Source organism: Streptomyces sp. NBC_00878 (assembly GCF_026341515.1).
Taxonomy (GTDB): domain Bacteria; phylum Actinomycetota; class Actinomycetes; order Streptomycetales; family Streptomycetaceae; genus Streptomyces.
Map to the genome: position 1 here is coordinate 580,824 of NZ_JAPEOK010000002.1, position 22,652 is coordinate 603,475.

Consider the following 22,652-nt stretch of genomic DNA (forward strand, 5'->3'; position numbering starts at 1 on the left):
CGCACCAGCAGTAGTAGTCACACAACTACTAACGATCAACTACTGGCGCAGGACACTAGCGGTGCTCCAGCACACGTCGCACGATCTCCTGCGCCGAGATGCCGCAGCGGTCCAGTAGCTCCCGGTAGCTCCCGGCGGCGCAGCAGAACTGATCATCGACCCCCACCCGCAGGAGTGGCACTGTGGGTCGGGCCGCCATCTGCTCGGCGACCGCCGAACCGAAGCCGCCGATCGTGCTGTGCTCCTCCACTGTCACGATCAGGCGACTACGGCCAATGCACCTCGCCAGTAGTTTCTGGTCAAGCGGCTTCACTGTAGGGAAGTAGGCGATCGAGGTGCTGACTCCGCGCTCGGCAAGTCCGTTCGCGGCGGCCCGCACGATTCCGGTCATGGTCCCTGTGAAGGCCAGGGCTACCTCGCCGCCAGCCTGCCGTAGCAGGCCACTGAGCCGGGCCGACGAACCGCCGACATCGTCAGACTCGGACTCCGGCGGGATCCGCACCTAGACTGGCGCATCCGGACTCACCAGCTCCGGGAGCAGCCTCTGCAGGTCCCGGAAGTCGCGGGGCGCGACCACTGTCATACCCGGGATGGCCCGCATGATCGTCAAATCCTCGGTGGCATGGTGGGTGGGCCCGGAGTACGACGCGCCCAGCACTCCCTTGCTCGCGCAGATGGTGACGTTCAGAACCTGGTAGGCGATGGAGATCCGGATCTGCTCACAGGCGCGCATTGACGCGAAGGCGGCGAAGGTGTGCACCACCGGGCGCAGGCCCACCAGCGCCATGCCAGCCGCCACGCCCATGGTGTTCTGCTCGGCGATTCCGGTGGTCACGAAACGGTCCGGCCAGCGGTCCCGCAGAACTGCGGACCCGCTGCTGCGCGAAAGGTCGGCGTCCAGCACCACGACCTGCCGGTCCGCGGCCAGCAGATTGGTCAACAGTGCCGGAAGTACGCTTCGACGCCCTCGCGTGTGCCCGGACCGCCGTTGAGCCAGCGAACGAGCGGTTCGTCCTCTCCCGCGAGATGCGCCGCCACGTCGTCCAGGCGCAGCGGGGACAGAGTGGTGAACCCGTCGGACAGCCTCACTTCATGCATCCGGCAAGTATTGACGCCAGAACTGTGTCGCCGATCGCCGATCGCCGGTCGCCTGCGGGGTGATCTGGCTCACGCGCTGTCACAACCATCGGTGGCCCGGTGTCTTGAGGTCGAACGCCTGGAAACGAAGGAGACATCATGACTGGGAACACCGATGTGGTCGTCATCGGCGGCGGATACGCCGGCGTCATGGCGGCCAATCGCCTGACGCAGCGCGATGACGTGACCGTGACGCTGATCAACCCGCGTCCCGCCTTCGTCGAGCGGCTCCGCCTGCATCAACTGGTGGGCGGGTCCCACGACGCGGTCGTCGACTACCGCAAGGTCCTGGCCGAGGGCGTCCGGCTGGTGGTCGACACCGTGACACGGATCGACGCGGCCGAGCGCGGCGTGGCGTTGGCGACCGGCGGCACGGTCGGCTACGACTACCTGATCTACGCGGTGGGCAGTGGCAGCGCCGAGCAGCGCGTACCCGGAGCGGCGGAGTTCGCCTACCCGATTGCCGACCTGGAGGAGGCGGAGCGGCTGCGGCCGGTGCTCGACACCGCGACCGCCACCGCCGCGGTGACGGTTGTCGGAGCCGGTCCGAGCGGCATCGAGACCGCCGCCGAGCTGGCGGAGCTTGGCCGCACCGTAACTCTGGTCTGCGGCGGGGTACTTGGCCCGTACCTGCACCCTCGGGGGCGGTACTCGGTCGCCAAACGGCTGGCCGCGCTCGGTGTGACCGTGCTCGAAGGCCCCGGTGCGAAGGTGACGGCGGTGACCCGCGATGCCGTACGGCTCGGCGACGGCCGTGAGCTGCCGAGCGAGGTGACGATCTGGACCGCTGGATTCGGCGTGCCGGACCTGGCCGTGCGCAGCGGGCTGAGCACCGACGCGTCAGGCCGCCTGCTGACGGACGAGACGCTGACGAGCGTGGACGACGTGCGCATCGTCGCGGCCGGGGATTCGGCGGCGCCATCGGATCTGCCGTTCCGGATGGGGTGTCAGGCCGCGGTCCAGCTGGGCCCGCAGGCCGCCGAGACAGTGCTCAGCCGGATCGCGGGTGAGCGGCCCGCGCCCGTCAGCGTGGGATTCGCCGGCCAGTGCATCAGCCTGGGCCGTGGCGTCGGCATCTTCCAGTTCGCCCACAGGAACGACGTCCCCAACCGGTACTACCTCGGCGGCCGACCCGGCGCGAAGCTCAAGGAGTTCGTGTGCAGGAGCACCATCTGGCAGCTGGCGTACGAGGCACGCAAGCCAGGTACGCGCACCTGGTGGGCCAAGGACGACAAGCGCCGCCAACTGCTGGACGCCAAGCGCGGCGAGGCGCCGGTCCCCGCCGAACCGGTGGCCTAGCCAGGCATGCGTGGCAGTGGTGGTGCAGGTGGGTCAGACCGAACGGCTACCGATGGAGCGGCGGACCGATGGAACAGCTACCGATGGAACAGCTACCGAGGGAAGGACCAGGCCGTGGGTACGCGCCCGAAGGCCACCGGCAACCAGAGCCTGCCGCGAAGGGGCGGCCACGAAGGAAGAGGGGCGAGACATGAGCGACCACGCCACTGACCCGGCGACCGAGACCTTCCTCGCTCACCGCAACCTGCTCTTCACCGTCGCCTACGAGATGCTCGGATCCGCGGCCGATGCCGAAGACATCCTCCAGGAAACCTGGCTGCGGTGGGTCGAGGTCGATCTGGGAAAGGTGCGTGACCAGCGCGCCTATCTGGTTCGGATCACGACCCGGCAGGCGCTCAACCGGCTGCGCGCCATGAAACGCCGCAAGGAGGCGTATGTCGGCCCCTGGCTCCCCGAGCCGATGCTCACCGCGCCGGACGTCGCCCAGGACGTCGAGCTCGCCGAGAGTCTGTCGATGGCGCTGATGCTCGTCCTGGAGACGCTGTCGCCGACCGAGCGCGTCGTCTTCGTACTGCGCGAGGCCTTCGACGTCGGCTACGACGAGATTGCGGCCGCCGTCGACAAGAGCCCCGCCGCGGTGCGCCAGATCGCCCACCGCGCCCGCCTGCACGTGGACGCCCGCCGCCCTCGCCAGGTGGTCTCCCCGAGCGAGACCCGGGCGGCCCTGGAGTCGTTCCGGCGCGTACTCGAAACCGGGGACCCGCAGAGCCTCCTGGAGGTGCTCGCCCCGGACGTCGTGCTGGTCAGCGACGGTGGCGGCATCAAGCACGCGGCGCTGCGGCCGATCACCGGCGCCGAGAAGGTGGCCCGCTTCATGGCCGGCGGTCTCGGCAGGAACGACCTCCCGATCTCCGTCGCGCCCACCGTGGTCAACGGCAGCCCTGCACTCCTCGTACGCCTGGACGGCGAGATCGACGGCATCATGGCGATCCGTGTCGAGGACGCCCGCATCACCGGCATCTACTACGTCCGCAACCCGGCCAAACTGTCCCGTGTCGAATCCGAGACCCCGCTCACCCTGCGATGACCTGCTCACCCTGCGATGAATCGACTGGATGAGACGTCACACAACACCTGATGCGCGGCTTCGCCGAATTGCGCATCACCTGTTGAATGCCTGCCTCCCGTTGTGGTGCCACACTGCCTGCAAGCTGAATCCGCAGACCGCAGGGTGTTCACCGCATGTCCGGCCACGCTCCGTACTGCGGCCCGGCGTCGTACGTGGGAGTCACGATGACAGGTCCAGTCACAACAGCCCTCTCCGGCACAACACTCCTCTCCGGTCGATCCGCTCGACCCGCCTCCCGGCGCACCGTCCTCCGTGGCGCCGCCGCGGCCGGGATGCTCCTGGCCGGCGGGGTCCCGCTCTCGGCCTGCGGGCGGCAGCCGGTCGCCGCGTCGGCCGGGCCGACCGGCCCGCCGCGCCGCGGTGGCCGGCTGCGGGTCGGCATGGTCGGGGCGGGCAAGGGGGAGTCCTTCGACCCCTCCCTCGGCGCGAACGCCCTGATCAACACAGCGATGAGCTGCGCCGTGTTCGATCCGCTGCTGACCATGGGTCCCGACGGTCGGCTGCGGCCGATGCTCGCGACGTCATGGACCTCCGACTCCACCGCCTCCGTGTGGACGTTCCGGCTGCGCAAGGGCGTCACCTGGCACGACGGCAAGGACTTCACCGCCGCCGACGTCCAGTACACGCTGAACTGGATGGCCAAACCCGGCAACGGGCTCGCCCTCAACGTCGCCGACGTCGACCTCGACAAGGTGTCCACGGCAGGGCCGTACACCATCGTCATCCCGCTGAAGAACCCCAACCTGCTCTTCCCCTACAGCCTCGCCACCGGCTCGATCGTGCAGCGGGGCGCCGAGGACTTCACCAGGCCGGTGGGCACCGGGCCCTTCACCTTCGTCTCCCTCGACCCCGGACAGCAGGCCGTCTGCAAACGCAACCCGGCCTACTGGGACCCCGGGAAGCCGTACCTCGACGAGCTGGTGTTCCTGTCCGTGAAGGACGACTTCGCCCGGCTCAACGCGTTGCTGTCGGGCCAGACCGACGTCATGGCCCAGGTGCCCTTCACCCAGGCCAAGTCCCAGCTCGTCGGCGACGTCCGGCTGATCAGAAGCCCCGGCGTGACCGCCCAGGCCTTCTACATGGCGACGGACAAACCACCGTTCGACGACGTCAGGGTGCGCCGGGCGATACGGCTGATCGTCGACCGCGAACAACTCGTCGACGTCTGTCTGCTCGGCTTCGGCACGGTCGGCAACGACCTGTACGGCAAGGGACTCACGTACTACGACGGCACCCTCCCACAACGTACCCGGGACCTCGCGAAGGCGAAGGCCCTGCTCGCCGAGGCCGGGCACGGCAGGGGCCTGCCCCTGAAGCTGCAGACGTCGAGCGTCGTACCGGGGATGGTCGAGGCCGCCACGCTCTTCCAGCAGCAGGCCAAGGACGCAGGGGTCGACGTCACCATCTCCCCGGTCGACCCGACGTCGTACTTCGACCCGACCCGCGACTACCTGAAGATGCCGTTCGCACAGACACTGTGGCAGGGGATGACGACCTTGGGCGACGTCTACAACGCGAGCCTGGTCTCCAAGGGCCCCTACAACGAGACCCACTGGTCCGACCGCCGCACCGACGAACTCGTCGCCACGGCCGTCGCCTCGCCCGACGCGGCCGCCGCCCGGGCCGCCTGGGCCGCCGTACAGCGTCAGCAGTACGACAGCGGGGGCTACGTCTGGTGGGGCAACGTCGACAACCTCGACGCGGTCTCGAACCGGGTCGGCGGCCTGACCCCGAACCGCTACCAGAACCTCGGTCTGCCGACCGGGCTCAACGAAGCGTACTTCGCGTCATGACCGCCACCACGGCACCCACGGCCGCACCCACAGTCGCCTCCTCGTCCTTCGGCTCCCGGCATCCGCCGGCCCGCGTCGCCCTGCGCCGGGTGGCCGGCGGCATCCTCACCCTCTTCGTCCTGTCCGTCCTGGTGTTCCTCGCGACCTCCGTCCTGCCCGGCGACGCGGCGAGCGCGATCCTCGGCAAGCAGGCGACGCCGGACGCGGTGGCCGCGCTGCGGCACCAGATGGGACTCGACCAGCCGCTCGTCGTCCAGTACGGAAAGTGGCTCGGCGGACTGCTCCACGGCGACCTCGGCAACACCGCCGCCGGATACGCGGCGGGCGGCCGGGTCGGAGTCTGGGACCAGATCAGCGGCAAGCTGGGCAACTCCCTGGTCCTGGCGGCCACGGTCTTCGTGCCGGTCCTGGTGCTCGCCCTGGTGCTGGGCGTGGTCACGGCCCTGCGGGCGGGCCGCTGGCTGGACCACCTCGTCACGACCGTGACCCTGGTGCCGGCGGCGCTGCCCGAGTTCGTCCTCGGCACCGTGCTGCTCGCGGTGTTCTTCACCTGGCTCGACGTCCTGCCACCGGTGTCGTTCGTCGCGCCGGGAGCGAGTCCCTTCGCGACACCCGAGACCCTCGTACTGCCCGTACTGACGCTGATCGGGGTGACGGTGGGACCGGCCACCCGCATGATCCGGGCCGGCATGCAGGAGGCGCTGGTGGCCGACACGGTCGCCGTCGCCCGCCTCAACGGAATACCCGAGCGCCGCGTCGTGCGCCGCTACGCCCTGCGCAACGCACTCGCGCCGAGCATCCAGGTATTCGCACTCATCGCCCAGTACCTCGTCGGCGGACTGCTCATCGTCGAGGAACTGTTCGGCTATCCGGGGATCGGCAAGGAACTCGTCGACGCCGTGACCGTCCACGACAACCTCGAAGTCCAGTCCGTGACCATGCTCCTCGCCACGTGCTACGTGGTCGTCACCATCGCCGCCGACCTGCTGGTCATGGCCGTCGTACCGAAGCTGAGAACAGGTGGCACGTCATGAGCGCCCCCCTGAAGAACGACTCCTCACGAAGGGTTGTGCTCGGCGCGGTCCTGCGCCGACGCACCCCGAAGTCCCTCTCGGGCCGGATCGGCCTCGCCCTCCTCGTCCTGGTCCTCGCCGTCACCGTGCTCGGCCCCCTGTGCACCCCGTACGCACCGGACCGGACGGTGGGCATCCCCTTCGCCCAGCCGAGCGCCGGGCACCCGCTGGGACTGGACTTCCTCGGCCGGGACGTACTGTCGCGGGTGCTCAGCGGCGGACTCAGCGTCGTCCTGTACGCGGGTGTCGCCACGCTCGCCGCCTACGCGGCCGGACTGACCCTCGGGCTGCTGGCCGGGTACAGCCGCTCCTGGCTCGAACCGGTCCTGATGCGCCTGACCGACGTCCTGCTGTCGTTCCCGGCGCTGGTCTTCCTGCTGCTGCTGGCGACCGCCTTCGGGCGCGGGATCACCGGAGTGGTGATCGCCACCGCGCTCATCCAACTGCCGCCCATCGTGCGGATCGTCCGCTCGGCCGCACTGGAGCAGTCCGTACGCGGCTACGTCGAGGCGGCCGTCGCCCGCGGCGAGGGAACGTTCTCGGTGCTCGGGCGCGAGATCCTGCCGAACATCGCGCGCCCGGTCGCCGCCGACGCCGGTCTCCGGTTCAGCTGGTCGGTGCTGCTGATCGCGGGCGTCAACTTCCTCGGACTCGGCCTCCAACCCCCCGCCGCCGACTGGGGGTTGATGGTCTCCGAGAACCGCGGCGGCATCGCCCTCAACCCCTCGTCGATGCTCGTCGCCGCGGCCCTGCTGGGCGCCCTGACACTGGCGATCAACCTGCTCGGCGACGCCCTCGCGGGAGGCACCGAATGACCGACACAACCGACACCACCCCGCTCCTTGAGGTCAGCGGCCTGCGGATCGCCCTCACCTCCGGAACGCCGATCGTCGACGGAGTGGACCTGACACTGGGCCGGGGCGAGATCCTGGGCATCGTCGGCGAGTCCGGCAGCGGAAAGACGACCACGGCCCTGGCCCTGCTCGGCTACGCCCAGCGCGGAGCACACATAGCCGACGGCAGCGTCCGCGTCGCCGGCCGACAACTCCTCGGCCTGTCCCGGACCGAACGCCGGGACATCCGCGGCAAGTTGATCTCATACGTCCCCCAGGACGCCGGGCAGGCGCTCAACCCCTCGCTGCGGATCGCCGACTCGGTCGCGGACGTACTGCGGCGGCACCGCGAGCCCGCACCGGCCGCCGTACGCGAACTGCTCGGGTCCGTGGACCTGCCCGCGACCACGGAGTTCGGCCGTCGGCTGCCCCACCAGCTTTCCGGCGGACAGCAGCAGCGCGTCACGATCGCCACCTCGCTGGCCTGCGAGCCGCCGGTCATCGTGATGGACGAGCCGACCACCGGCCTCGACGTCCTCACCCAGCAGAGCGTGCTGGACGAGATCAAGCGACTGCGGGCCGAACGCGGCGCCTCCCTGGTCTACGTGTCGCACGATCTCGCGGTCGTCTCCCAGATCGCCGACCGGGTCGCCGTGATGTACGCGGGACGCATCGTCGAGCAGGGCCCGACCGCGACCCTCATGGAACGGCCCCGGCACCCTTACACCCGCGGCCTCCTGCAGTCCATCCCCGACCATCGCCGTCCCGCCCGCCTGGTCCCGATGGCCGGCTCGGCACCCGGTGTCGAGGAACGCCCGGACGGCTGTGCGTTCGCCCCCCGCTGCCCGCAGTCGACCGACGACTGCCACACCACGCCACCCGTCCTGGAGACCGTGGAGACCTTGGAAACCTCGGACATCCTGAAGACCTCGGAGATCCAGGAAACCTCCGAGATCCTGGACGAACTACCGCATCAAGTCCGCTGCCCTCGCTGGGAGTTGACTCCACCGGCCGTGGTCGGCGTCCTCCGCGAACACGCCGAGGTGACCGCCGAGCCCGCGCTCCAGGTGCGAGGGTTGCGGGCCACGCACAAGGGGCGGGGCGGGACCGTCGTCGTCGCGGAGGACATCTCGTTCGACGTACGGCGGGGCGAATGCCTCGCGCTGGTGGGGGAGTCGGGCAGCGGGAAGACCACGATCGCCCGCTGCCTGGTCGGCCTGCACCTGCCGGACGGCGGCAGCGTCCAGCTGGGCGACGCGCCACTGCCCGCCCGCATCCGCAAGCGCAGCGCCGCGCAACGACGCGGAATCCAGTACGTATTCCAGAACCCCTACCAGTCGCTCAACCCCCGCCGCCGTATCGGCGAGGACCTCGCACGACCGGGACACGTACTGCGCGGCCTGTCGGTCGCGGAGGCGCGGGCGGAGGTCGGCTCGCTCCTCGAACGCGTCCAGCTCTCACCCCGACTCGCCGACCGCTACCCGAGCCAGCTGTCCGGCGGCGAACGGCAGCGGGTCGCCATCGCGCGTGCCCTCGCGGCCCGTCCGGACGTGCTGGTGTGCGACGAGGTGACCTCGGCGCTGGACGTCTCCGTACAGGCGGCGATCCTGGAGGCCCTGGCCGAACTCCGCGACGACCTCGGCGTCGCGCTGCTGTTCATCACCCACGACCTGGGCGTGGTCTCCGGCGTGGCGGACCGGGTCCTGGTCCTCGAAGGCGGTCGGATCTGCGAGACCGGCCCCACCGAACGCGTTCTGCGCGCACCCGAACACCCCTACACACAACGGCTGGTGGTCGCTGCCCCGACCCTCGCCGGGCCGCCCCGGGAAGACCTGCCCACGGAGGCCGCTCGATGAACACCACCGGCGTCGAGGCCTATATCCGGGAACAGGAAGCCGAGTTGGCCCGCCGAGAGCGCCAACTCCCCTTCGCCGAGGCCGAGTACCGCGACCGGCTGACCCGTCTGCGGGAGCGGATGGCCGCGGACCGGATCGACGTGCTTCTCCTCACCGCACCGGACGCGATGTGCTGGCTGCACGGCTACACCAACCGCTGGTACCGCCAGCACTCCTCGACCCGCTTCCCGCCGGTGCACTGCACGGTCGTCAGGGCCGACGACGACCGGACCGTGCTGATCGAGCCCGCCTATCACGAACAACTCGTCCGACTCACCTCGTGCGTCGACGAGTTCATCGGGGTCGAGGGGACCGCGGGGGAGCCGACGGTCACCGACTTTGTCCACGTCCTCACGGCCGAACTGTCCGGACCACGCACACCGTCCGCGTCTGGCAGGCCGTACGGCCGTATCGGCGTGGAGAGTTGGAGCAGCGTCCCCAACCCCGCCGTCGCCCAGGTCGTCGCCTCCGCGCTCACGGCCCGCGGAGCCACGGTGGTCGACGCCTCCGCGGCCGTGCGAGGCGTACGCCGGATCAAGTCCCCGGCGGAGATCGCCGTCATCGAGCGGGCCCAGGCCGCCTGCGACGCCGGAGTCCGGCACCTGTACGCCAACGCCCGCCCGGGCATGACGGAGTTGGAGGCGTGGAACCAGCTGATGACCGGGGTGATCGCGGCAGGCGGCGAGCCGACAGCCATGCACGAGACCGTCGCGGCGGGACCGCCGATGCCGGTCCTGCACGGACTGAGCAGCCGACGGCCCATCGGCCCGGGGGAGTTGTTCCACCCCGATGCGGCAGCTGCCGTCGACCGCTACCACGCCCGCCTGACCCGGCCGTTCTCGATGGGCGAGCCGCCCAAGGCACTCACCCGGCTGACCGAGATCGCCGCGGGCGCGTACGACGTCGTGCTGTCCACGGCACGGGTCGGACTGCCCTTCCGTGAACTGCACCGCGCGCTGCGCGTCTACTTCGCCGAGTCCGGTGCGGCCGACGGCTGGGCCGGAGGTTATGAGCTGGGGGTGTCCTTCATGCCCGACTGGGTGGGCGAGTTCTGCTGGGACATCGAGGACGGGGAGATCGAGGACGTGATCGAGGCTGGCCTGGTGACCAACTTCGAGAGCTGCGCCTTCGTCGCCGTGGTCGACACGGTCGTGTTCGAGGAGACCGGGCCGAGATTCCTGTCGTCGGTCCCGAGGGAGACGCTGGTGGTGGGCGATGCGCGCTGAATCCGTTCTGACCGACGAGGGGTTCAAGCTCCACTGCACCCGCTCCGGCGACGGCGGCCGGGTGCTCATCGGACTGCACGGCGGGCCCGGCGGCTCCGGCGGCGGCTATCTGGAGCCCCTGCACCGGCTGTCCGGCCCCGACCGCACCGTGGCGACCTTCGACCAGCTCGGCACCGGAGCCTCGGACGTACCTCCACCGGAGTACGAGTGGAGCCTCGCGCGGGCCGTGGCCGACGTCGACGCGGTCCGCCGGCACTGCGCGGCCGAGCGGGTGGACCTCCTCGGCCACTCCTGGGGCGGGATGCTCGCCCTCCAGTACGCCCTGGACCACCCCGAACACGTCGGCCGCCTCGTGCTGTCCAACACGGCGGCAAGCACGGCCCGGGTCACCCTCGGGTCGCTCGCCCAACTCGCCGACGTCCTCCCCGAGACGCACGCCTCGGCCGCCGTGACCGCCGACGCGCTCGGCGACCACGACGCCCCGGCCTTCCGAACGGCCGTGGAAGTGTGGCTCGCGTGCTACGGCACCGACGTCGACGTCGACGCGGCGCGCGAGGAGATGCAGGAGGCGCTGGATCCCGGGCCCGCCGGACACGGGCTGTGGGGCGACCGACTGTGGTTCGCCACCGGCGCCCTGCGCGACTGGGACGTCGAACCCCGCCTCCCCGAGATCACCGCCCCGACGCTGATCGTCCACGGCGGCGACGACATGTCCTCGGCCGAGACCAACCGCGTACTGGCCGAACGCATCCCCGGCAGCGAGTGGCTGACCATGAACAACAACGGTCACACCATGTTCCACGCACGCAACGAACCCGCCTACCTGGCGATCGTCCGGGCGTTCCTCGACGGATGGGACGAACAGTCATGACCACCACCACCGAACCCGCGCTCCGGTACAGCCGCATCGTGCGCGAACACATCGACCGCGGCGAGGGCGTCCCGCGCGAGCTCTACCTGTCCGACGAGCTGTACGCCGAGGAACTCACCCGGATCTTCCAGCGCAGCTGGCTCCTGGCCGGCCACGAGTCCCAACTCGCCGAGCCCGGCCAGTACGTGACCGTGGAGAGCGGCAGCGAGAGCGTCGTCGTCACCCGCACCCGTGGCGGCACGCTGGCCGCGTTCTCCAACGTGTGCCGCCACCGCGGGGCCCGGCTGGTGGACGCCGGCTGCGGGGTCGCCCGGCGCTTCGTGTGCCCCTACCACCAGTGGACGTACCGCCTCGACGGGAGCCTCCAGGGCGCGCCGCGGATGCCGGACGGCTTCAATCCCGCCGCGCATCCGCTGCCCACCGCGCAGGTCGAGGTCTGGCACGGGCTGGTGTTCGTGAACCTGGGCGACTCCCCGGCCCAGAGCCTGGCCGACCTCCTCGGCACCGGCGCCGACCTGATGCGCACCTTCGACATCGCCGGCACCCGGATCGCGCACACGATCACCTACGAGGTCGCGGCGAACTGGAAGATCGTGTGGGAGAACGCCCAGGAGTGCTACCACTGCAACGCCAACCACCCCGAGCTGCTCAAGACCTTCGACGTCGGCGGGCTGAACCAGGACGACTACCGGGAGGCCGAGCTGGTGGCCAGCGCCGACCGGCGCGTGCAGCACGGACGGTTCCCGATGCGCTCCGGCGCGCTGTCGCTCACCCTCGACGGCGGGTACGCGTCCCGCAAACCCCTGGGCGACTTCGCCGACGGCCACGCTCCGTACACCGCGGCGATCCACCTCAAGCCGTCCTTCGCGCTCGTCGCCTGCCCGGACTACGCCGTGGTGCTCGCCGAGCGGCCCCTCGCGATCGACCGCACGGAGATCCGGATGAGCTGGCTCGTACGGGCCGACGCGCAGGAGGGCGCGGACTACGACGTCGACACGCTGATCAAGGTGTGGCACGAGACCAACCTCCAGGACTGGGCCCTGTGCGAGCGCGCCCAACTCGGAGTGAGATCCCGCACCTACGTGCCGGGCCCGCTCTCGAACGACGAGCAGTCCGTCATCGACTTCTACCGTTCCTACGCCGTCCTGCTCGACGCCGGAAACCCCCTCTGACCGCCCACCACCGGCACCACGCACACGACCGACAGACCGACTGACAAGGAGGGCATGATGCCCGACACCACCGACGCCGACGTCCTGGTCGTGGGAGCAGGAATACTCGGCACCTCCCTCGCCCACCACCTGCTCCTGCGCGGCGCCGGACGCGTGGTCGTGGTGGAGGCGGAGACACCGTCGGCGGCGACCTCCGGCGCCGGGGCCGGTTTCGTGGGTCTGTGGGCCGCCGGCTACGCGAACTTCCTCACGGACACCGACCTCGAACTGGAGCAGTACGGCATCGACTTCTACCGCCGGCTGGCCGAGCGGACCCCGGACATCGAGTGCCGGACCAACGGCAACCTCTACCTCGCCACCACCGAGTCCGGCTGGACCCAGTGGGTCGAACCCGTGCTTGGACATCCCCTCGCGCCCAAGGGCACACGGCAGTTGACGCCCCACGACATCGGCACGGTCACGGGCGGCGTCGTCGCGCCAGGCAGTGTGGTGGGCGGCGCCCTGCATCCGGGCGGGATCCAGATCAGCGCCGGGCGGGCGACCCGCGCCCTGGCCGCCTCGGTCCGCGAACTCGGCGGCGAGATCCGCGAACGTACGCGGGTGACGGGTCTGATCGTGTCGGACGGTGCCGTCATCGGGGCTCTTACCGACACCGGGCTGATCCGGGCCCGCCGGGTCGTCCTCGCCTGCGGGGCCTGGTCCAACGAACTGCTGCGTCCGCTCGGCCACCGCCTGCCGCTCCTGCGCATGGTCGCGACCCGGGTCGTCTCACCGCCGTCCGGAGTCCCCGACACGATGCCGACGGTCATGGTCCCGGACCTGTACGGCCTGTGGCTGCGCGCCCACCGCTCCGGCCTCACCTGGGGCAACGGGGACGGCTACAGCCCGTCGTACGAACTGGACGACGCCGTCGGCACCGAGAGCCGACCCCACTACCCCGAACTCGTCGACCGTCTCCGTGAGCGCCTCCTGCCGGGACTGCGCACCCTCGTCCCCGAGCACGACCTCTCCATCGACCGGTGGCTGCAGGGCATTCCCTGCATGACACCGGACCGCAGCTTCCTGGCCGGTGCGGTGCCGGGCGTCCCGGGGCTGTACGTCCTCGGCGGCGACAACGAGGCCGGGGTGACCCACGGCCCCGGACTCGGGCGGCTCATGGCCGAGGAGATCGACACCGGCGGCTCGGACTGGCTGGACGCGTCCCCGTACCGGCTGGACCGCTTCGAAGCGGACCGCTTCCCGACCGAGCGGGACGTCGCCGACGCGATGCCCGCCCGACGCTAGGCCACGGATCGTGCCCCTGATCCCCGACCCGGAGACCACCACCGAGGTTCCCGGCCCGGAGCCCCTTGAGGTCGTCGAGAGGTTCTTCAAGCGCGTGCGCTGCGACGCGGGTGTCACCGACGCGCTCGACCTCGACGTCTCACCCGACGGCCGCCTGATCGCCTTCACCGCGATCGTCCGGACCGCCGGTGCACCGGACGAGGCACACCACGTCGCGGTACTCGACCTGGCCACCGGAAAACTCACCCGGCCGGACCGCGGCCGACGGCCGCGCTGGACGCGGGACGGCACGCGTCTCGCGTGGCTCGGCGACAGCTGGGTCGAGACGGCGCGCCACGACACCGGACCGTGGGTGGCCCGGCGGTGGCGGCTGCCCGGAGTGCCCGAGTACCTGGAGTGGCGGCCCGACGGCGGCGCCCTCCTGGTGGGGCTCGCCGAGCACGGGGCCGAGCGCTCCGACGTCGACGGATCGGGACGGCTGCCCGGCGGCCCGCCGGACGACCCGGGCAGCCCCGTGGTGAGCGTGGGCCGGGACGCGGCACCCGGCCGTGGCCTGTGGCTGGTCGACCCCGGCGGCGGCACGCCGGTCCAGGTGTCGCCCGCCGACCGCACGGTCTGGCAGGCGGCGTGGGCCGGATCGTCGGCGATCGTGTGCGTCGTCTCGCACGGCGCGACCGAATCCGACTGGTACGAGGCCGAGTTGGCGCTCCTCGATCCGCGTGCGGGCGCGGTCCGTACCCTGCTGAGCCCGGGTACCCAGATCGGGTTTCCGGCCGCGAACCCGTCCGGTTCGCTGGTCTCCGCGGTCGTCGGGGCGATGAGCGACCGCGGTCTGTACGGCGGTGATCTCGTCGTCCTCCGCGCGGCCGACGGCGAGGCCACGGCCGTGGACACCGCCGGTGTGGACGTGACCTGCGCGCGATGGGAGAGCGAGGACACCGTCGTGTTCGCCGGGCTCCGCGGCCTGGACACGGTGATCGGCCGGTTCTCCGTGGCCGCGGCACGGACCGAGGTGCTGTGGGAGTCCGACGCCACCTGCGGCGGACTGCTGCCCGAGGTCGCCGTCGGCGGAGGCGTCGTCGCCTGCACCACGCACAGCTACCGTGAGGCCCCGGCGCTGAGCGTCCTGACACCGGACGGGGACCTGCGAAGGCACCTCTCCTTCTCCCGGCCCCGCACCGCCGTGCCGCGGGAGTCGGCGGAGCGGTTCACCTGGTCCGCGCCCGACGGGCAGGTGATCGAGGGCCTCTTGGTCACTCCGCCGACTCCAGGGCCGTACCCGCTGGTGGTGAACATCCACGGCGGACCGGTGTGGGCGTGGCGCGACGAATGGGCGCTGCGGCATCCGCTCGTCCCGCTGCTGGTCGGCCAGGGGTACGCGGTGCTGTCGCCGAACATGCGCGGGAGCCTCGGTCGCGGGCAGAAGTTCGTGACCGCCGGGCTCCACGACATGGGCGGGGCCGACGCCGACGACCTCCTCGCCGCCGTCGAGGCGCTGGTGGCCGCGGGGCGCGTCGACGGACGGCGGGTCGGGGTGACGGGCAACAGCTACGGTGGCTTCATGTCCGCGTGGCTGATCGCCCATTCCGACCGGTTCGCCGCCGCCGTGGCCCGCTCGCCGGTCACCGACTGGGTCAGCCAGCACCACACGAGCAACATCCCCGGCTTCGACCGGATGTGTCTGGACGGCGACCCGCTCGACCCGGCGTCGGACTACCGCACCCGCAGCCCGCTGTATCGCGCACAGCACGTGCGCACCCCGGTGCTGTTGATGGCCGGCGCCCACGATCTCGCGACCCCGCCGGAACAGGCCGCCATGTTCCACCGCGCCCTGAGCGACCACGGCCGCGACAGCACGCTGGTGATCTACCCGGACGAAGGACACGGCGTACGGGCCCACGCGGCTGTCGTCGACCAGGCGGCCCGGCTGCTGGAGTTCTTCGACCGCCACCTCGCCGCGGCGGGGGAGGAGTGATGGGCACGGACGAGCAGAGCCAGTCGGCCGCCCCGCGGGGCGACGCCAGGACCGGGGACGACGTCCAGTCGGTCGTCGACACGCTCGCCGACCGGCTCGGCCGGTCCGTCGCCGTCGACGATCCCCTGATCCATCTCATCGCCGCGAGCAGGCACTTCGGCGACGAGGACGACATGCGGGTCCGGTCGGTGATCGACCGGCAGATCTCCCCGGAACTCCAGCGCTGGGTGCTCGCCAAAGGCATCGCGGACTGGACGGAGCCGGGCCGCGTCACCGGAGAACCGGACTTCGAGCTGGCACCACGGCTCTGCTTCCCCGTCCGCTGCAACGGCATGCTGCTGGGTTTCCTGTGGCTCATCGAGTCCGGTGCGGCGATCGACGACGAGGCGCACCGGGCGGTCGCCGAGGCGGCGGACACCATCGGCCTGATCCTCTACCGCCGGATGGTCCTCGACGAACGCCGCCGCTCACGCGTGGAGTCGTCGCTGCGGATGCTGCTGTCGCCCGAGGCGGACGACCGCCACCGGGCGATCGGCGAGATCCAGGAGGAAGGGCTGCTCGCCCACTCCTCCCACCTCGTCGTCCTGGTCGTCGAGGCCGACGGCGAGGCGACCGGCGACACCGCCCTCGCGCTGGAGTCCGCCGCCGAGCGCATGGAACGACGGCTTCCCCGGGGCTCGGTGCTGACCCTGGTCAGGGGACGCAGGGCGGTCGTCGTGGTCGGCGGCCCCCGTCCCCTGAGCGACCAGGCGCTGCGCGATCTGGCCGAGCGGCTCCGGCACGACTTCGGCCGGACAGCGGGGCACGGGCGGACATGCGCGATCGGCCTCAGCGCCACCGTGCACGGTCTCGATACCGTCGGCGACGCCTACCGACAGGCCGGCACGGCCGTGCGCGCGGCCACACTCCTGCCGGTGTTCGGCGGCGTGGCGTCCTGGTCCTCGCTCGGCCCCTTCGCCCTTCTCCTGCGCATCGACTTCGACCAGCTGACACAGGATCTCCCCTTTCCCGGAGTGGGAGATCTGCTGGGGAACCCGGAACACGACATCCTCGTCCAGAGCGCCGAGGAATTCCTCGACCGAGCCGGAGATTCTAGCAGCACGGCCCAGGCCATGCACGTACACCGCACCACCCTCTATCACCGTCTCAAGCGCGTCGAGAGCATCACGGGTCTTTCCCTCGACGACGGAATGGACCGCCTGACCTTGCACTTGGCGCTCAAGCTGGCCCGCATCAACACGTCCCACCGTTCGTCGAGTTGAGCGCAACACCTGTTGCGTAAAAGCGACCCGAGTCGCGACGGAAAGCGCTTCCGTGCACCTGACGGTGATTCTACGATCGATGAAAAGCTCAGCCTTTTTCTGAGCGGGGCTGAATTCCGGCCGCATTCCAGCTGAATTCCGGCAAGGAGGATCGCCGATGCATTCCGACGCCGTGATCGTGGGAGCCGGTGTCATGGGAACGTCGATCGCACTCGAACTGGCCAAATCCGGCCGCAGTACGGTGGTGGTGGACAAGGCACGCGGAATAGGGCACGGCTCCACCAGCGCGTCCAGCGCGGTCATGCGGTTCAACTTCTCCACCCTGGCCGGGGTCGCCACCGCCTGGGAGTCGAAGTTCCACTGGGAGAACTGGGCCGAGCACACCGGACTGCCCGCCGCCGACGACCTCGTCCGGTACGTCAGGACGGGCCTGGCCTTCCTCGATGTGGACCTCGCCCCCAGAGCCCTGTATCTGCCCCTGTTCGACACCGTCGGAGTGCCCTACGAGGAGTGGAGCACGGACCGCCTCAGGGCCGAGGTACCCGGCATCGACGTGGGCCGCTACTGGCCGCCCAAGCGCCTGGACGACGACGCGTTCTGGGCACCCTCCTCCGCATCCCTCGGCTCGGTGTACACCCCGGACGCCGGACACGTCAGCGACCCCCAACTGGCCGCGGCCAACCTCGCCGACGCCGCCGTACGCCAGGGCGCGGACTTCCTCCTGAACAGAGCGGTGACGAAGGTGATCCGCCGGTCCGGAGAGGTCTCCGCCGTACTCCTCGACGACGGGACCAGGATCGACACCGGCATCGTCGTCAACGCGGCCGGCCCCTGGTCGGGCCGGATCAACGAACTGGCAGGCGTCGGCGAGGACTTCACGGTGTCGCTGCGCCCGCTGCGCCAGGAGGTACACCACGTGCCGGGCCCGTCGCCCCGGCCCGCGTCGCCCCATGGCGTCGGCGGAGCACCGCACATCTGCATCGCGGACATGGACCTCGGCGTCTACCTGCGGGCCGAAGTGGGCGGCGGCATGCTGATCGGCGGAACCGAACCGGAATGCGACCCCCTCCAATGGGTCGACGACCCCGACATCATCGGCACCGACGTGACCAGGGACGTGTTCGAGGCACAGGCCACACGAGCGGCACGACGCCTTTCGACCCTGACGGTCCCCAACCGGCCGAGGGGTGTCGTCGGCGTCTACGACGTCACCGACGACTGGACACCCATCTACGACAAGACGAACCTGCCCGGCTACTACGTGGCGATCGGAACCAGCGGAAACCAGTTCAAGAACGCCCCGCTCGTCGGCGGATTCCTGCGCACCATCATCGACCAGACCGAGAACGGCGTGGACCACGACCGGCATCCCGCGGTGTTCAAGGGCCCGCACACAGGCCACTCCATCGAGCTGGACGCCTTCTCCAGGCTCCGGCCGGTGAACGACAAGAGCTCGGGCACCGTCCTGGGATAGATGATCGCGGCTCCCGGACGGACGGACCCATACTGTGGCCGGCCGTACGAGGGGCCTGCGAGTTGAGCGGGAGACGTGCGCCTGCCGCAGTGCGTGGGAACCGCCCACCACGGACTGGTGCTGGGCGCCGCGGGGCTTGCCGTGCTGCTCGCCGCCACCGTCCTGGCCGCGCTCGCGGCACTCACCGAGAAGGCCGTCGAAGGCGGCATACAGCGGCGGCTCGCCAGTGACGCGGAGGCCGTGGTCGAGGTCTCCGGAGCGTACCGGCCGCGCGCGAGCGGCTGGTGAGTCAGGTGCCCCGCAGGGCTGTTGTCGTCCTGCCGGTGCGATCGCGCAGGAGAATGCGCAGGGTGTTGGCGTGCTCGTAGCCGACTTTCCGGGCGATGGTCTCGAGAGACAGGTCGGTCGTACGCAGCAGGTGGGATGCCTGTTCGGTCCTCAGGTCCTGGATGAAGCGGATGGGTGATGTTCCCAGGGTCTGTTGGACGCGGCGTTGGAGTGTGCGTTCACTGACGCCGATCGCTCTGGCGGCGGCGGGGATGGCGATGGGCTCGGCCAGGTGTGCGCGGGCCCAGCGTTCGAAGGCCGCGACGGTGGGGTCGCTCTGTGCCAGGGCGCTGGAGATGATGTAGGTGGACTGCGAGGGGCGTTCGTCGAGCACCAGATAGCGGGCCACCAGATCGGCCAGCGCCGGGCTGCGATCCCGAATGATCGCCAGGGCGAGGTCGACGTGGCCGAATGCCGCGCCCGCGGTGGTGATGCCGTCCGAAGTGACGACCATCTGACTCTGTTCGAGCTGGACCGCGTGGTACCTGCTGCGGAAAGCCGGTGACAGCCACCAAGCCGTCGTCGCGCGCAGGCCGTCCAGGATCCCGGCCTCGGCCAGCAGGAACGTGCCCGCGCATGCTGAGGCGATCGGCGTGCCGCGTTCGCGAGTCCGGATCAGCAGCTTCTGGGCGGGCAACGACTGCGCTGAGCCGACATAGTCGAGCACCTCGGCGGGCCGGCGGGCGGCCCGGGCGGGAACGATCAGCAGATCGGCCGCCTCGGCGTGCTCGACCGGCTCGACGGTCACCAGGTGCCCCGCGCCGGTGCGGACCTGGGGTTGGAAGCCGACCTTGGTGACGTTCCAGGACAGTGGTTTGTCGAGCTCCCGGCCCATCGCGTTGGCGTTGTCCAGCACGTCGAGGATCCCCGCGAGCCCGGAGTCGAACATGTCGTCGTCGACGAGAATCGCCACGTCCATGGCGGGAACGCTATCATCCGCGTCGTTTCTGCCTCTGATGTGGCCGCCGATCACCGCCGTAGGTTCGCGTTGTACGGGGGATCCGGCAATCCATTTCGAGGAGCGACGATGAAGATCGGTCTGTTGGTGCGTATCGAGGCCAAGCCCGAGTACGCCGACCAGGTCGAGGCGGCTCTGCGCGGCGCGCAGGAGCTGGCGGAACAGGAGCGGCACACGGTGACGTGGTTCGCGTTCCGCCAGGACGCCACCACCTTCGGGGTGTTCGACACCTTCGACGACGAGCAGGGGCGTCAGTCCCACCTGCAGGGCCGAATCGCCGCCGCGCTCGGCGAAATGGCGCAGACCATGTTCAGCTCGCCCCCGGTCATCACCCCGGTGGACCTGCTGGGAGTCAAGGTCCCCTGACTGCTGAGGCTCATCACGTCCGGCCGCGGGAAGCGTTGTCCGGCGGCCGGACGCGTTGCAGGTTTGCTTCGGGCGTTTGTACGCGTGCTTTTGGACGTTCGCCTCGGGTCGCTTCTTCGTGATCATTAGGCTGCTGTCATGGCTGAGGGTGAGAGCGTGACGCCTGGTGAGGCTGGTCTCGATGACGTGGACTGGTCCAACACCCGCGCATGGGTGGAGCGGAACCTCCGTCCTGGAGACCGGATCCGCGCCGTGGTACCGCTGCGAGGAGGCTGGACCTCACGGATGCGCCGCCTGGATGTCGTGGGGGAGGGGGAGCCGTACTCTCGCGTGCTTCGGTCGTTCGTCAGGCCGTTCTTCGTGAAGCACGCGGTGGGGCTGCTCACGCGGGAGGCGGACATCCTCCGGCTGCTCGCGGACACGAGCGTGCCGGCCGCTCACCTGCATGGTGTTGATGCGGCAGCCGAGCACTGCGATCATCCGTCGCTGCTGATGTCGTTGCTGCCCGGGAGCCTGCGTCTGGACGCGGAGGATATCGAGCGCAAGACAGAGCTCCTCGCCCGGCAGCTGGTGGTGATTCACGAGTTGCTGATTCCAGAAGCAGCCCGTCCGCGCGCGTATCAGGCGTGGACCGGTCCAGAGCGGGTGCGGCTTCCCGAGACCTCGAAACAGCCGGAAGTGTGGCAGCGCGCCGTGGACGTGATCCGCCGTCCGCCCCCGTCCTACCGGCCATGCTTCCTGCACCGCGACTTCCACCCCGGAAACGTGCTCTTCACCGGAGAAGGAGCGGACCTGGCGATCACGGGTGTCGTGGACTGGGTGGAGACGTCCTGGGGACCCGCTGACCTGGACGTGGCCCACTGCTCCACCGCGCTTGCCCTACTGCATGGAGTGCCCGCAGGTATGCGGCTGGCCGACCACTACACCGCAGCCGGTGGAACACTCAGCAACGACCCGGCTGACCACCTGTACTGGCGTGTGCTGGACGCGCTGGCCTTCGCGCCGGACGCGGAGAAGGTCGCAAAGCCCTGGCGGGAACTCGGGAGGGAAGATCTGACATCGGACGTTCTCGCCCAGCGCCTGGAGGACTACCTCCAAGCGCTCTTCGGCCAGTACGGCTGAGAACTCGCCGAACACGTCCGGCTTTCTTTGCGGACTGGCTGCCCAGTGGCCGGGCAGCTGCCGGTGCGCTGGACGGCGGTGTCGCGGCTGTGGCCGGCCGGTCCGTGTCGGCCATCGTGCTGTAGTCCGGTCCGCCGGGAGTTCGTCGAACCCCTGAACCGGAGGCCGCAGTTGCACGGCGTCCCGCCGACGGTGCGGATCGGTGCACCTTAGTCAGGGTGTCGCTCCCCGAGCCTGCCGGTACCAGAGTGGCGGGAGGTACCGGAACGGCCCTGAAACCCGCCGATGCGCCCCGCCCGACGCTTGCAGGCCACGCTGAATGCAATGTATACGTTGACCATGCTTGCATCCGGCGGCTCTTCCGTGGAGCGTCCAGGAATCCACAACCAGGCCGAAGTCGCCTATCAGCGACTGCGGGAACGGCTTGTGCGAGGGCACTACAGTCCCGGGGACCGCCTTACAGAGGTGGGTCTCTGCGAGGACCTGGGGATGAGTAGAACGCCCGTTCGTGAAGCGCTGCGTCGCCTCCAGAGCGACGGGCTGGTCTCCGCAACGGGGCGAGGAGTCGTCGTCAGTGCCCTGACCCTGCAAGAGATGCAGCACGCCATGCAGTTGCAGGAGGCTCTGGACTCGCTGGCCGCCAGGCTCACCGCCACGGCGCAGCGTGAGGGGCGGCTGTCCCCGGCTCAGCTGAACGAGTTGAAGGCGGCGGCGCACGCGGTCGAGGAACGGGCCGAAACGGGTGACGTGACGGGAGCCTGGCGTGCCAACCTGGACTTTCACATGATGCTCGCCCATCTCTCGGGAAATCCCTTGCTGGCGGACGCACTTGGCCGCATCTGGGCGCGCTTCGCCGTCGGCAGCCATGCCAACATCCACCGACGCCACGATCTGACGCCCCGCGAGCACGAGGCGATCGTGAGCGCCATTCTCGACGGTGACCCGGACCGGGCCGAGGCTGCGGCGGCGGAACATGTGCGCGCGGCCGCCGCGATGTACGGCCAGGACCACCCCGGCCACTGATACTCCCGGTGCCGCTTCGGCGGGTCGCGTCGTCCGGACCGACCCGCCGTCAAGCGTGCGGGGGACCGGCGTCGGCGAGGGGCGGCGAGGGGCAGGGTGCTGCCCCCACGGCCTGCTGATCAGCCCCTTTCGGGTCACGGCACCCACCGTCACCAACCGTCCCCAGGTCACGCACCCGCCGCCCCCACGGCCAGGAGCAGGTGGTGCCCCCGCGCGGGCATCACCTGCTCCTGGCCGACGCGCTGAACGTCTGCCGCACGGTCGCGGACCCGTCCAGCAGATTTCTCCATCCGCACCGTGTCCAACGTCTTGTCGACCCTTCATGTGCAATGTATACATTGCACATGAAGGGCAGAGGCGCCCGCCTCGGCCCGGCATGCAGGGCACCGACCCGGTGCCCCGCAGACATCCGTGCGCCAGGGACACGCGCCGA

Annotated in this window: 21 protein-coding genes; 17 read left to right on the forward strand and 4 right to left on the reverse strand. The window is 70.2% G+C overall.

Annotation, left to right across the window (positions count from 1 at the left end; translation table 11 throughout):
* Positions 1–55 precede the first annotated feature (55 nt).
* From OHA11_RS46740 to OHA11_RS46750, 3 genes are read right to left on the reverse strand one after another with little or no spacing between them, the layout of a single operon-like run.
* On the reverse strand, positions 56–502 hold the full coding sequence (locus OHA11_RS46740; protein ID WP_266508566.1) for a transketolase C-terminal domain-containing protein: 447 nt from the start codon (positions 500–502) through the stop codon (positions 56–58).
* Positions 503–940 (reverse strand): hypothetical protein, encoded by a 438-nt coding sequence (locus tag OHA11_RS46745; RefSeq protein WP_266508567.1) that lies wholly within the window; start codon positions 938–940, stop codon positions 503–505. It abuts the gene before it with no gap.
* Complete coding sequence (locus OHA11_RS46750) at positions 937–1,098, reverse strand: hypothetical protein (RefSeq protein WP_266508569.1); 162 nt, start codon at positions 1,096–1,098, stop codon at positions 937–939. The genes OHA11_RS46745 and OHA11_RS46750 overlap by 4 nt, the downstream gene beginning before the upstream one ends.
* Positions 1,099–1,236: 138 nt before the next feature.
* Between OHA11_RS46750 and OHA11_RS46755 the strand changes: the two genes are divergently transcribed.
* The 14 genes from OHA11_RS46755 (at position 1,237) to OHA11_RS46820 (ending at position 18,711) form a co-directional block, all read left to right on the forward strand.
* Positions 1,237–2,436: an NAD(P)/FAD-dependent oxidoreductase gene (locus OHA11_RS46755; RefSeq protein ID WP_266508570.1), complete on the forward strand. Its 1,200-nt coding sequence runs from the start codon at positions 1,237–1,239 to the stop codon at positions 2,434–2,436.
* A gap of 190 nt (positions 2,437–2,626) precedes the next feature.
* Positions 2,627–3,523 (forward strand): RNA polymerase sigma-70 factor, encoded by an 897-nt coding sequence (locus OHA11_RS46760; protein WP_266508571.1) that lies wholly within the window; start codon positions 2,627–2,629, stop codon positions 3,521–3,523.
* Positions 3,524–3,729: 206 nt separating this feature from the next.
* Positions 3,730–5,358, forward strand: coding sequence for an ABC transporter substrate-binding protein (locus tag OHA11_RS46765; RefSeq protein ID WP_266508573.1), 1,629 nt, complete (start codon positions 3,730–3,732; stop codon positions 5,356–5,358).
* Positions 5,355–6,392 (forward strand): ABC transporter permease, encoded by a 1,038-nt coding sequence (locus tag OHA11_RS46770; RefSeq protein WP_266508574.1) that lies wholly within the window; start codon positions 5,355–5,357, stop codon positions 6,390–6,392. The genes OHA11_RS46765 and OHA11_RS46770 overlap by 4 nt, the downstream gene beginning before the upstream one ends.
* On the forward strand, positions 6,389–7,246 hold the full coding sequence (locus OHA11_RS46775) for an ABC transporter permease (RefSeq protein WP_266508576.1): 858 nt from the start codon (positions 6,389–6,391) through the stop codon (positions 7,244–7,246). Before OHA11_RS46770 ends, OHA11_RS46775 begins: the two co-directional genes overlap by 4 nt.
* Positions 7,243–9,120, forward strand: a complete 1,878-nt coding sequence (locus tag OHA11_RS46780) for an ABC transporter ATP-binding protein (RefSeq protein WP_266508577.1) — start codon at positions 7,243–7,245, stop codon at positions 9,118–9,120. The genes OHA11_RS46775 and OHA11_RS46780 overlap by 4 nt, the downstream gene beginning before the upstream one ends.
* Positions 9,117–10,385: a Xaa-Pro peptidase family protein gene (locus OHA11_RS46785; protein WP_266508579.1), complete on the forward strand. Its 1,269-nt coding sequence runs from the start codon at positions 9,117–9,119 to the stop codon at positions 10,383–10,385. The genes OHA11_RS46780 and OHA11_RS46785 overlap by 4 nt, the downstream gene beginning before the upstream one ends.
* A complete protein-coding gene (locus OHA11_RS46790; protein ID WP_266508582.1) occupies positions 10,375–11,256 on the forward strand; it encodes a proline iminopeptidase-family hydrolase in 882 nt (293 codons plus the stop codon). Before OHA11_RS46785 ends, OHA11_RS46790 begins: the two co-directional genes overlap by 11 nt.
* Positions 11,253–12,428 carry an aromatic ring-hydroxylating dioxygenase subunit alpha gene (locus tag OHA11_RS46795; RefSeq protein WP_266508585.1) on the forward strand — a complete coding sequence of 392 codons (1,176 nt, stop codon included), beginning with the start codon at positions 11,253–11,255 and terminating at the stop codon, positions 12,426–12,428. Before OHA11_RS46790 ends, OHA11_RS46795 begins: the two co-directional genes overlap by 4 nt.
* A 57-nt stretch (positions 12,429–12,485) precedes the next feature.
* On the forward strand, positions 12,486–13,712 hold the full coding sequence (locus OHA11_RS46800; protein ID WP_266508586.1) for an FAD-binding oxidoreductase: 1,227 nt from the start codon (positions 12,486–12,488) through the stop codon (positions 13,710–13,712).
* Positions 13,713–13,722: 10 nt separating this feature from the next.
* Positions 13,723–15,687: a S9 family peptidase gene (locus tag OHA11_RS46805; protein WP_266508588.1), complete on the forward strand. Its 1,965-nt coding sequence runs from the start codon at positions 13,723–13,725 to the stop codon at positions 15,685–15,687.
* Entirely contained in the window at positions 15,687–16,949 is a 1,263-nt protein-coding gene (locus tag OHA11_RS46810; protein WP_266508590.1) for a CdaR family transcriptional regulator, read from the forward strand. The genes OHA11_RS46805 and OHA11_RS46810 overlap by 1 nt, the downstream gene beginning before the upstream one ends.
* 157 nt (positions 16,950–17,106) lie before the next feature.
* Positions 17,107–18,423 (forward strand): FAD-binding oxidoreductase, encoded by a 1,317-nt coding sequence (locus OHA11_RS46815; protein ID WP_266508591.1) that lies wholly within the window; start codon positions 17,107–17,109, stop codon positions 18,421–18,423.
* A gap of 75 nt (positions 18,424–18,498) precedes the next feature.
* Positions 18,499–18,711 (forward strand): hypothetical protein, encoded by a 213-nt coding sequence (locus OHA11_RS46820; protein ID WP_266508593.1) that lies wholly within the window; start codon positions 18,499–18,501, stop codon positions 18,709–18,711.
* 1 nt (position 18,712) lies between these two features.
* On the opposite strand, the gene OHA11_RS46825 is transcribed toward OHA11_RS46820, so the two are convergent.
* Entirely contained in the window at positions 18,713–19,669 is a 957-nt protein-coding gene (locus OHA11_RS46825; RefSeq protein WP_266508594.1) for a GlxA family transcriptional regulator, read from the reverse strand.
* 108 nt (positions 19,670–19,777) lie between these two features.
* Here OHA11_RS46825 and OHA11_RS46830 point away from each other — a divergent pair, with 108 nt between their 5' ends.
* From OHA11_RS46830 to OHA11_RS46840, 3 genes are all read left to right on the forward strand, one after another.
* Entirely contained in the window at positions 19,778–20,074 is a 297-nt protein-coding gene (locus OHA11_RS46830; protein ID WP_266508595.1) for a putative quinol monooxygenase, read from the forward strand.
* A gap of 138 nt (positions 20,075–20,212) precedes the next feature.
* On the forward strand, positions 20,213–21,196 hold the full coding sequence (locus OHA11_RS46835; protein ID WP_266508596.1) for a phosphotransferase family protein: 984 nt from the start codon (positions 20,213–20,215) through the stop codon (positions 21,194–21,196).
* 339 nt (positions 21,197–21,535) lie between these two features.
* Positions 21,536–22,219, forward strand: a complete 684-nt coding sequence (locus tag OHA11_RS46840) for a GntR family transcriptional regulator (RefSeq protein ID WP_266508674.1) — start codon at positions 21,536–21,538, stop codon at positions 22,217–22,219.
* The last annotated feature ends 433 nt before the right edge of the window (positions 22,220–22,652 follow it).

What these genes read in the sequence shown, in the direction of transcription:
- OHA11_RS46750 (WP_266508569.1), bottom strand. Translation starts at nt 1,098, where the DNA reads ATGCATGAAGTGAGGCTGTCCGACGGGTTCACCACTCTGTCCCCGCTG.
- OHA11_RS46755 (WP_266508570.1), top strand. Translation starts at nt 1,237, where the DNA reads ATGACTGGGAACACCGATGTGGTCGTCATCGGCGGCGGATACGCCGGC.
- OHA11_RS46760 (WP_266508571.1), top strand. Translation starts at nt 2,627, where the DNA reads ATGAGCGACCACGCCACTGACCCGGCGACCGAGACCTTCCTCGCTCAC.
- OHA11_RS46765 (WP_266508573.1), top strand. Translation starts at nt 3,730, where the DNA reads ATGACAGGTCCAGTCACAACAGCCCTCTCCGGCACAACACTCCTCTCC.
- OHA11_RS46770 (WP_266508574.1), top strand. Translation starts at nt 5,355, where the DNA reads ATGACCGCCACCACGGCACCCACGGCCGCACCCACAGTCGCCTCCTCG.
- OHA11_RS46775 (WP_266508576.1), top strand. Translation starts at nt 6,389, where the DNA reads ATGAGCGCCCCCCTGAAGAACGACTCCTCACGAAGGGTTGTGCTCGGC.
- OHA11_RS46780 (WP_266508577.1), top strand. Translation starts at nt 7,243, where the DNA reads ATGACCGACACAACCGACACCACCCCGCTCCTTGAGGTCAGCGGCCTG.
- OHA11_RS46785 (WP_266508579.1), top strand. Translation starts at nt 9,117, where the DNA reads ATGAACACCACCGGCGTCGAGGCCTATATCCGGGAACAGGAAGCCGAG.
- OHA11_RS46790 (WP_266508582.1), top strand. Translation starts at nt 10,375, where the DNA reads ATGCGCGCTGAATCCGTTCTGACCGACGAGGGGTTCAAGCTCCACTGC.
- OHA11_RS46795 (WP_266508585.1), top strand. Translation starts at nt 11,253, where the DNA reads ATGACCACCACCACCGAACCCGCGCTCCGGTACAGCCGCATCGTGCGC.
- OHA11_RS46800 (WP_266508586.1), top strand. Translation starts at nt 12,486, where the DNA reads ATGCCCGACACCACCGACGCCGACGTCCTGGTCGTGGGAGCAGGAATA.
- OHA11_RS46810 (WP_266508590.1), top strand. Translation starts at nt 15,687, where the DNA reads ATGGGCACGGACGAGCAGAGCCAGTCGGCCGCCCCGCGGGGCGACGCC.
- OHA11_RS46815 (WP_266508591.1), top strand. Translation starts at nt 17,107, where the DNA reads ATGCATTCCGACGCCGTGATCGTGGGAGCCGGTGTCATGGGAACGTCG.
- OHA11_RS46825 (WP_266508594.1), bottom strand. Translation starts at nt 19,669, where the DNA reads ATGGACGTGGCGATTCTCGTCGACGACGACATGTTCGACTCCGGGCTC.
- OHA11_RS46830 (WP_266508595.1), top strand. Translation starts at nt 19,778, where the DNA reads ATGAAGATCGGTCTGTTGGTGCGTATCGAGGCCAAGCCCGAGTACGCC.
- OHA11_RS46835 (WP_266508596.1), top strand. Translation starts at nt 20,213, where the DNA reads ATGGCTGAGGGTGAGAGCGTGACGCCTGGTGAGGCTGGTCTCGATGAC.
- OHA11_RS46840 (WP_266508674.1), top strand. Translation starts at nt 21,536, where the DNA reads ATGCTTGCATCCGGCGGCTCTTCCGTGGAGCGTCCAGGAATCCACAAC.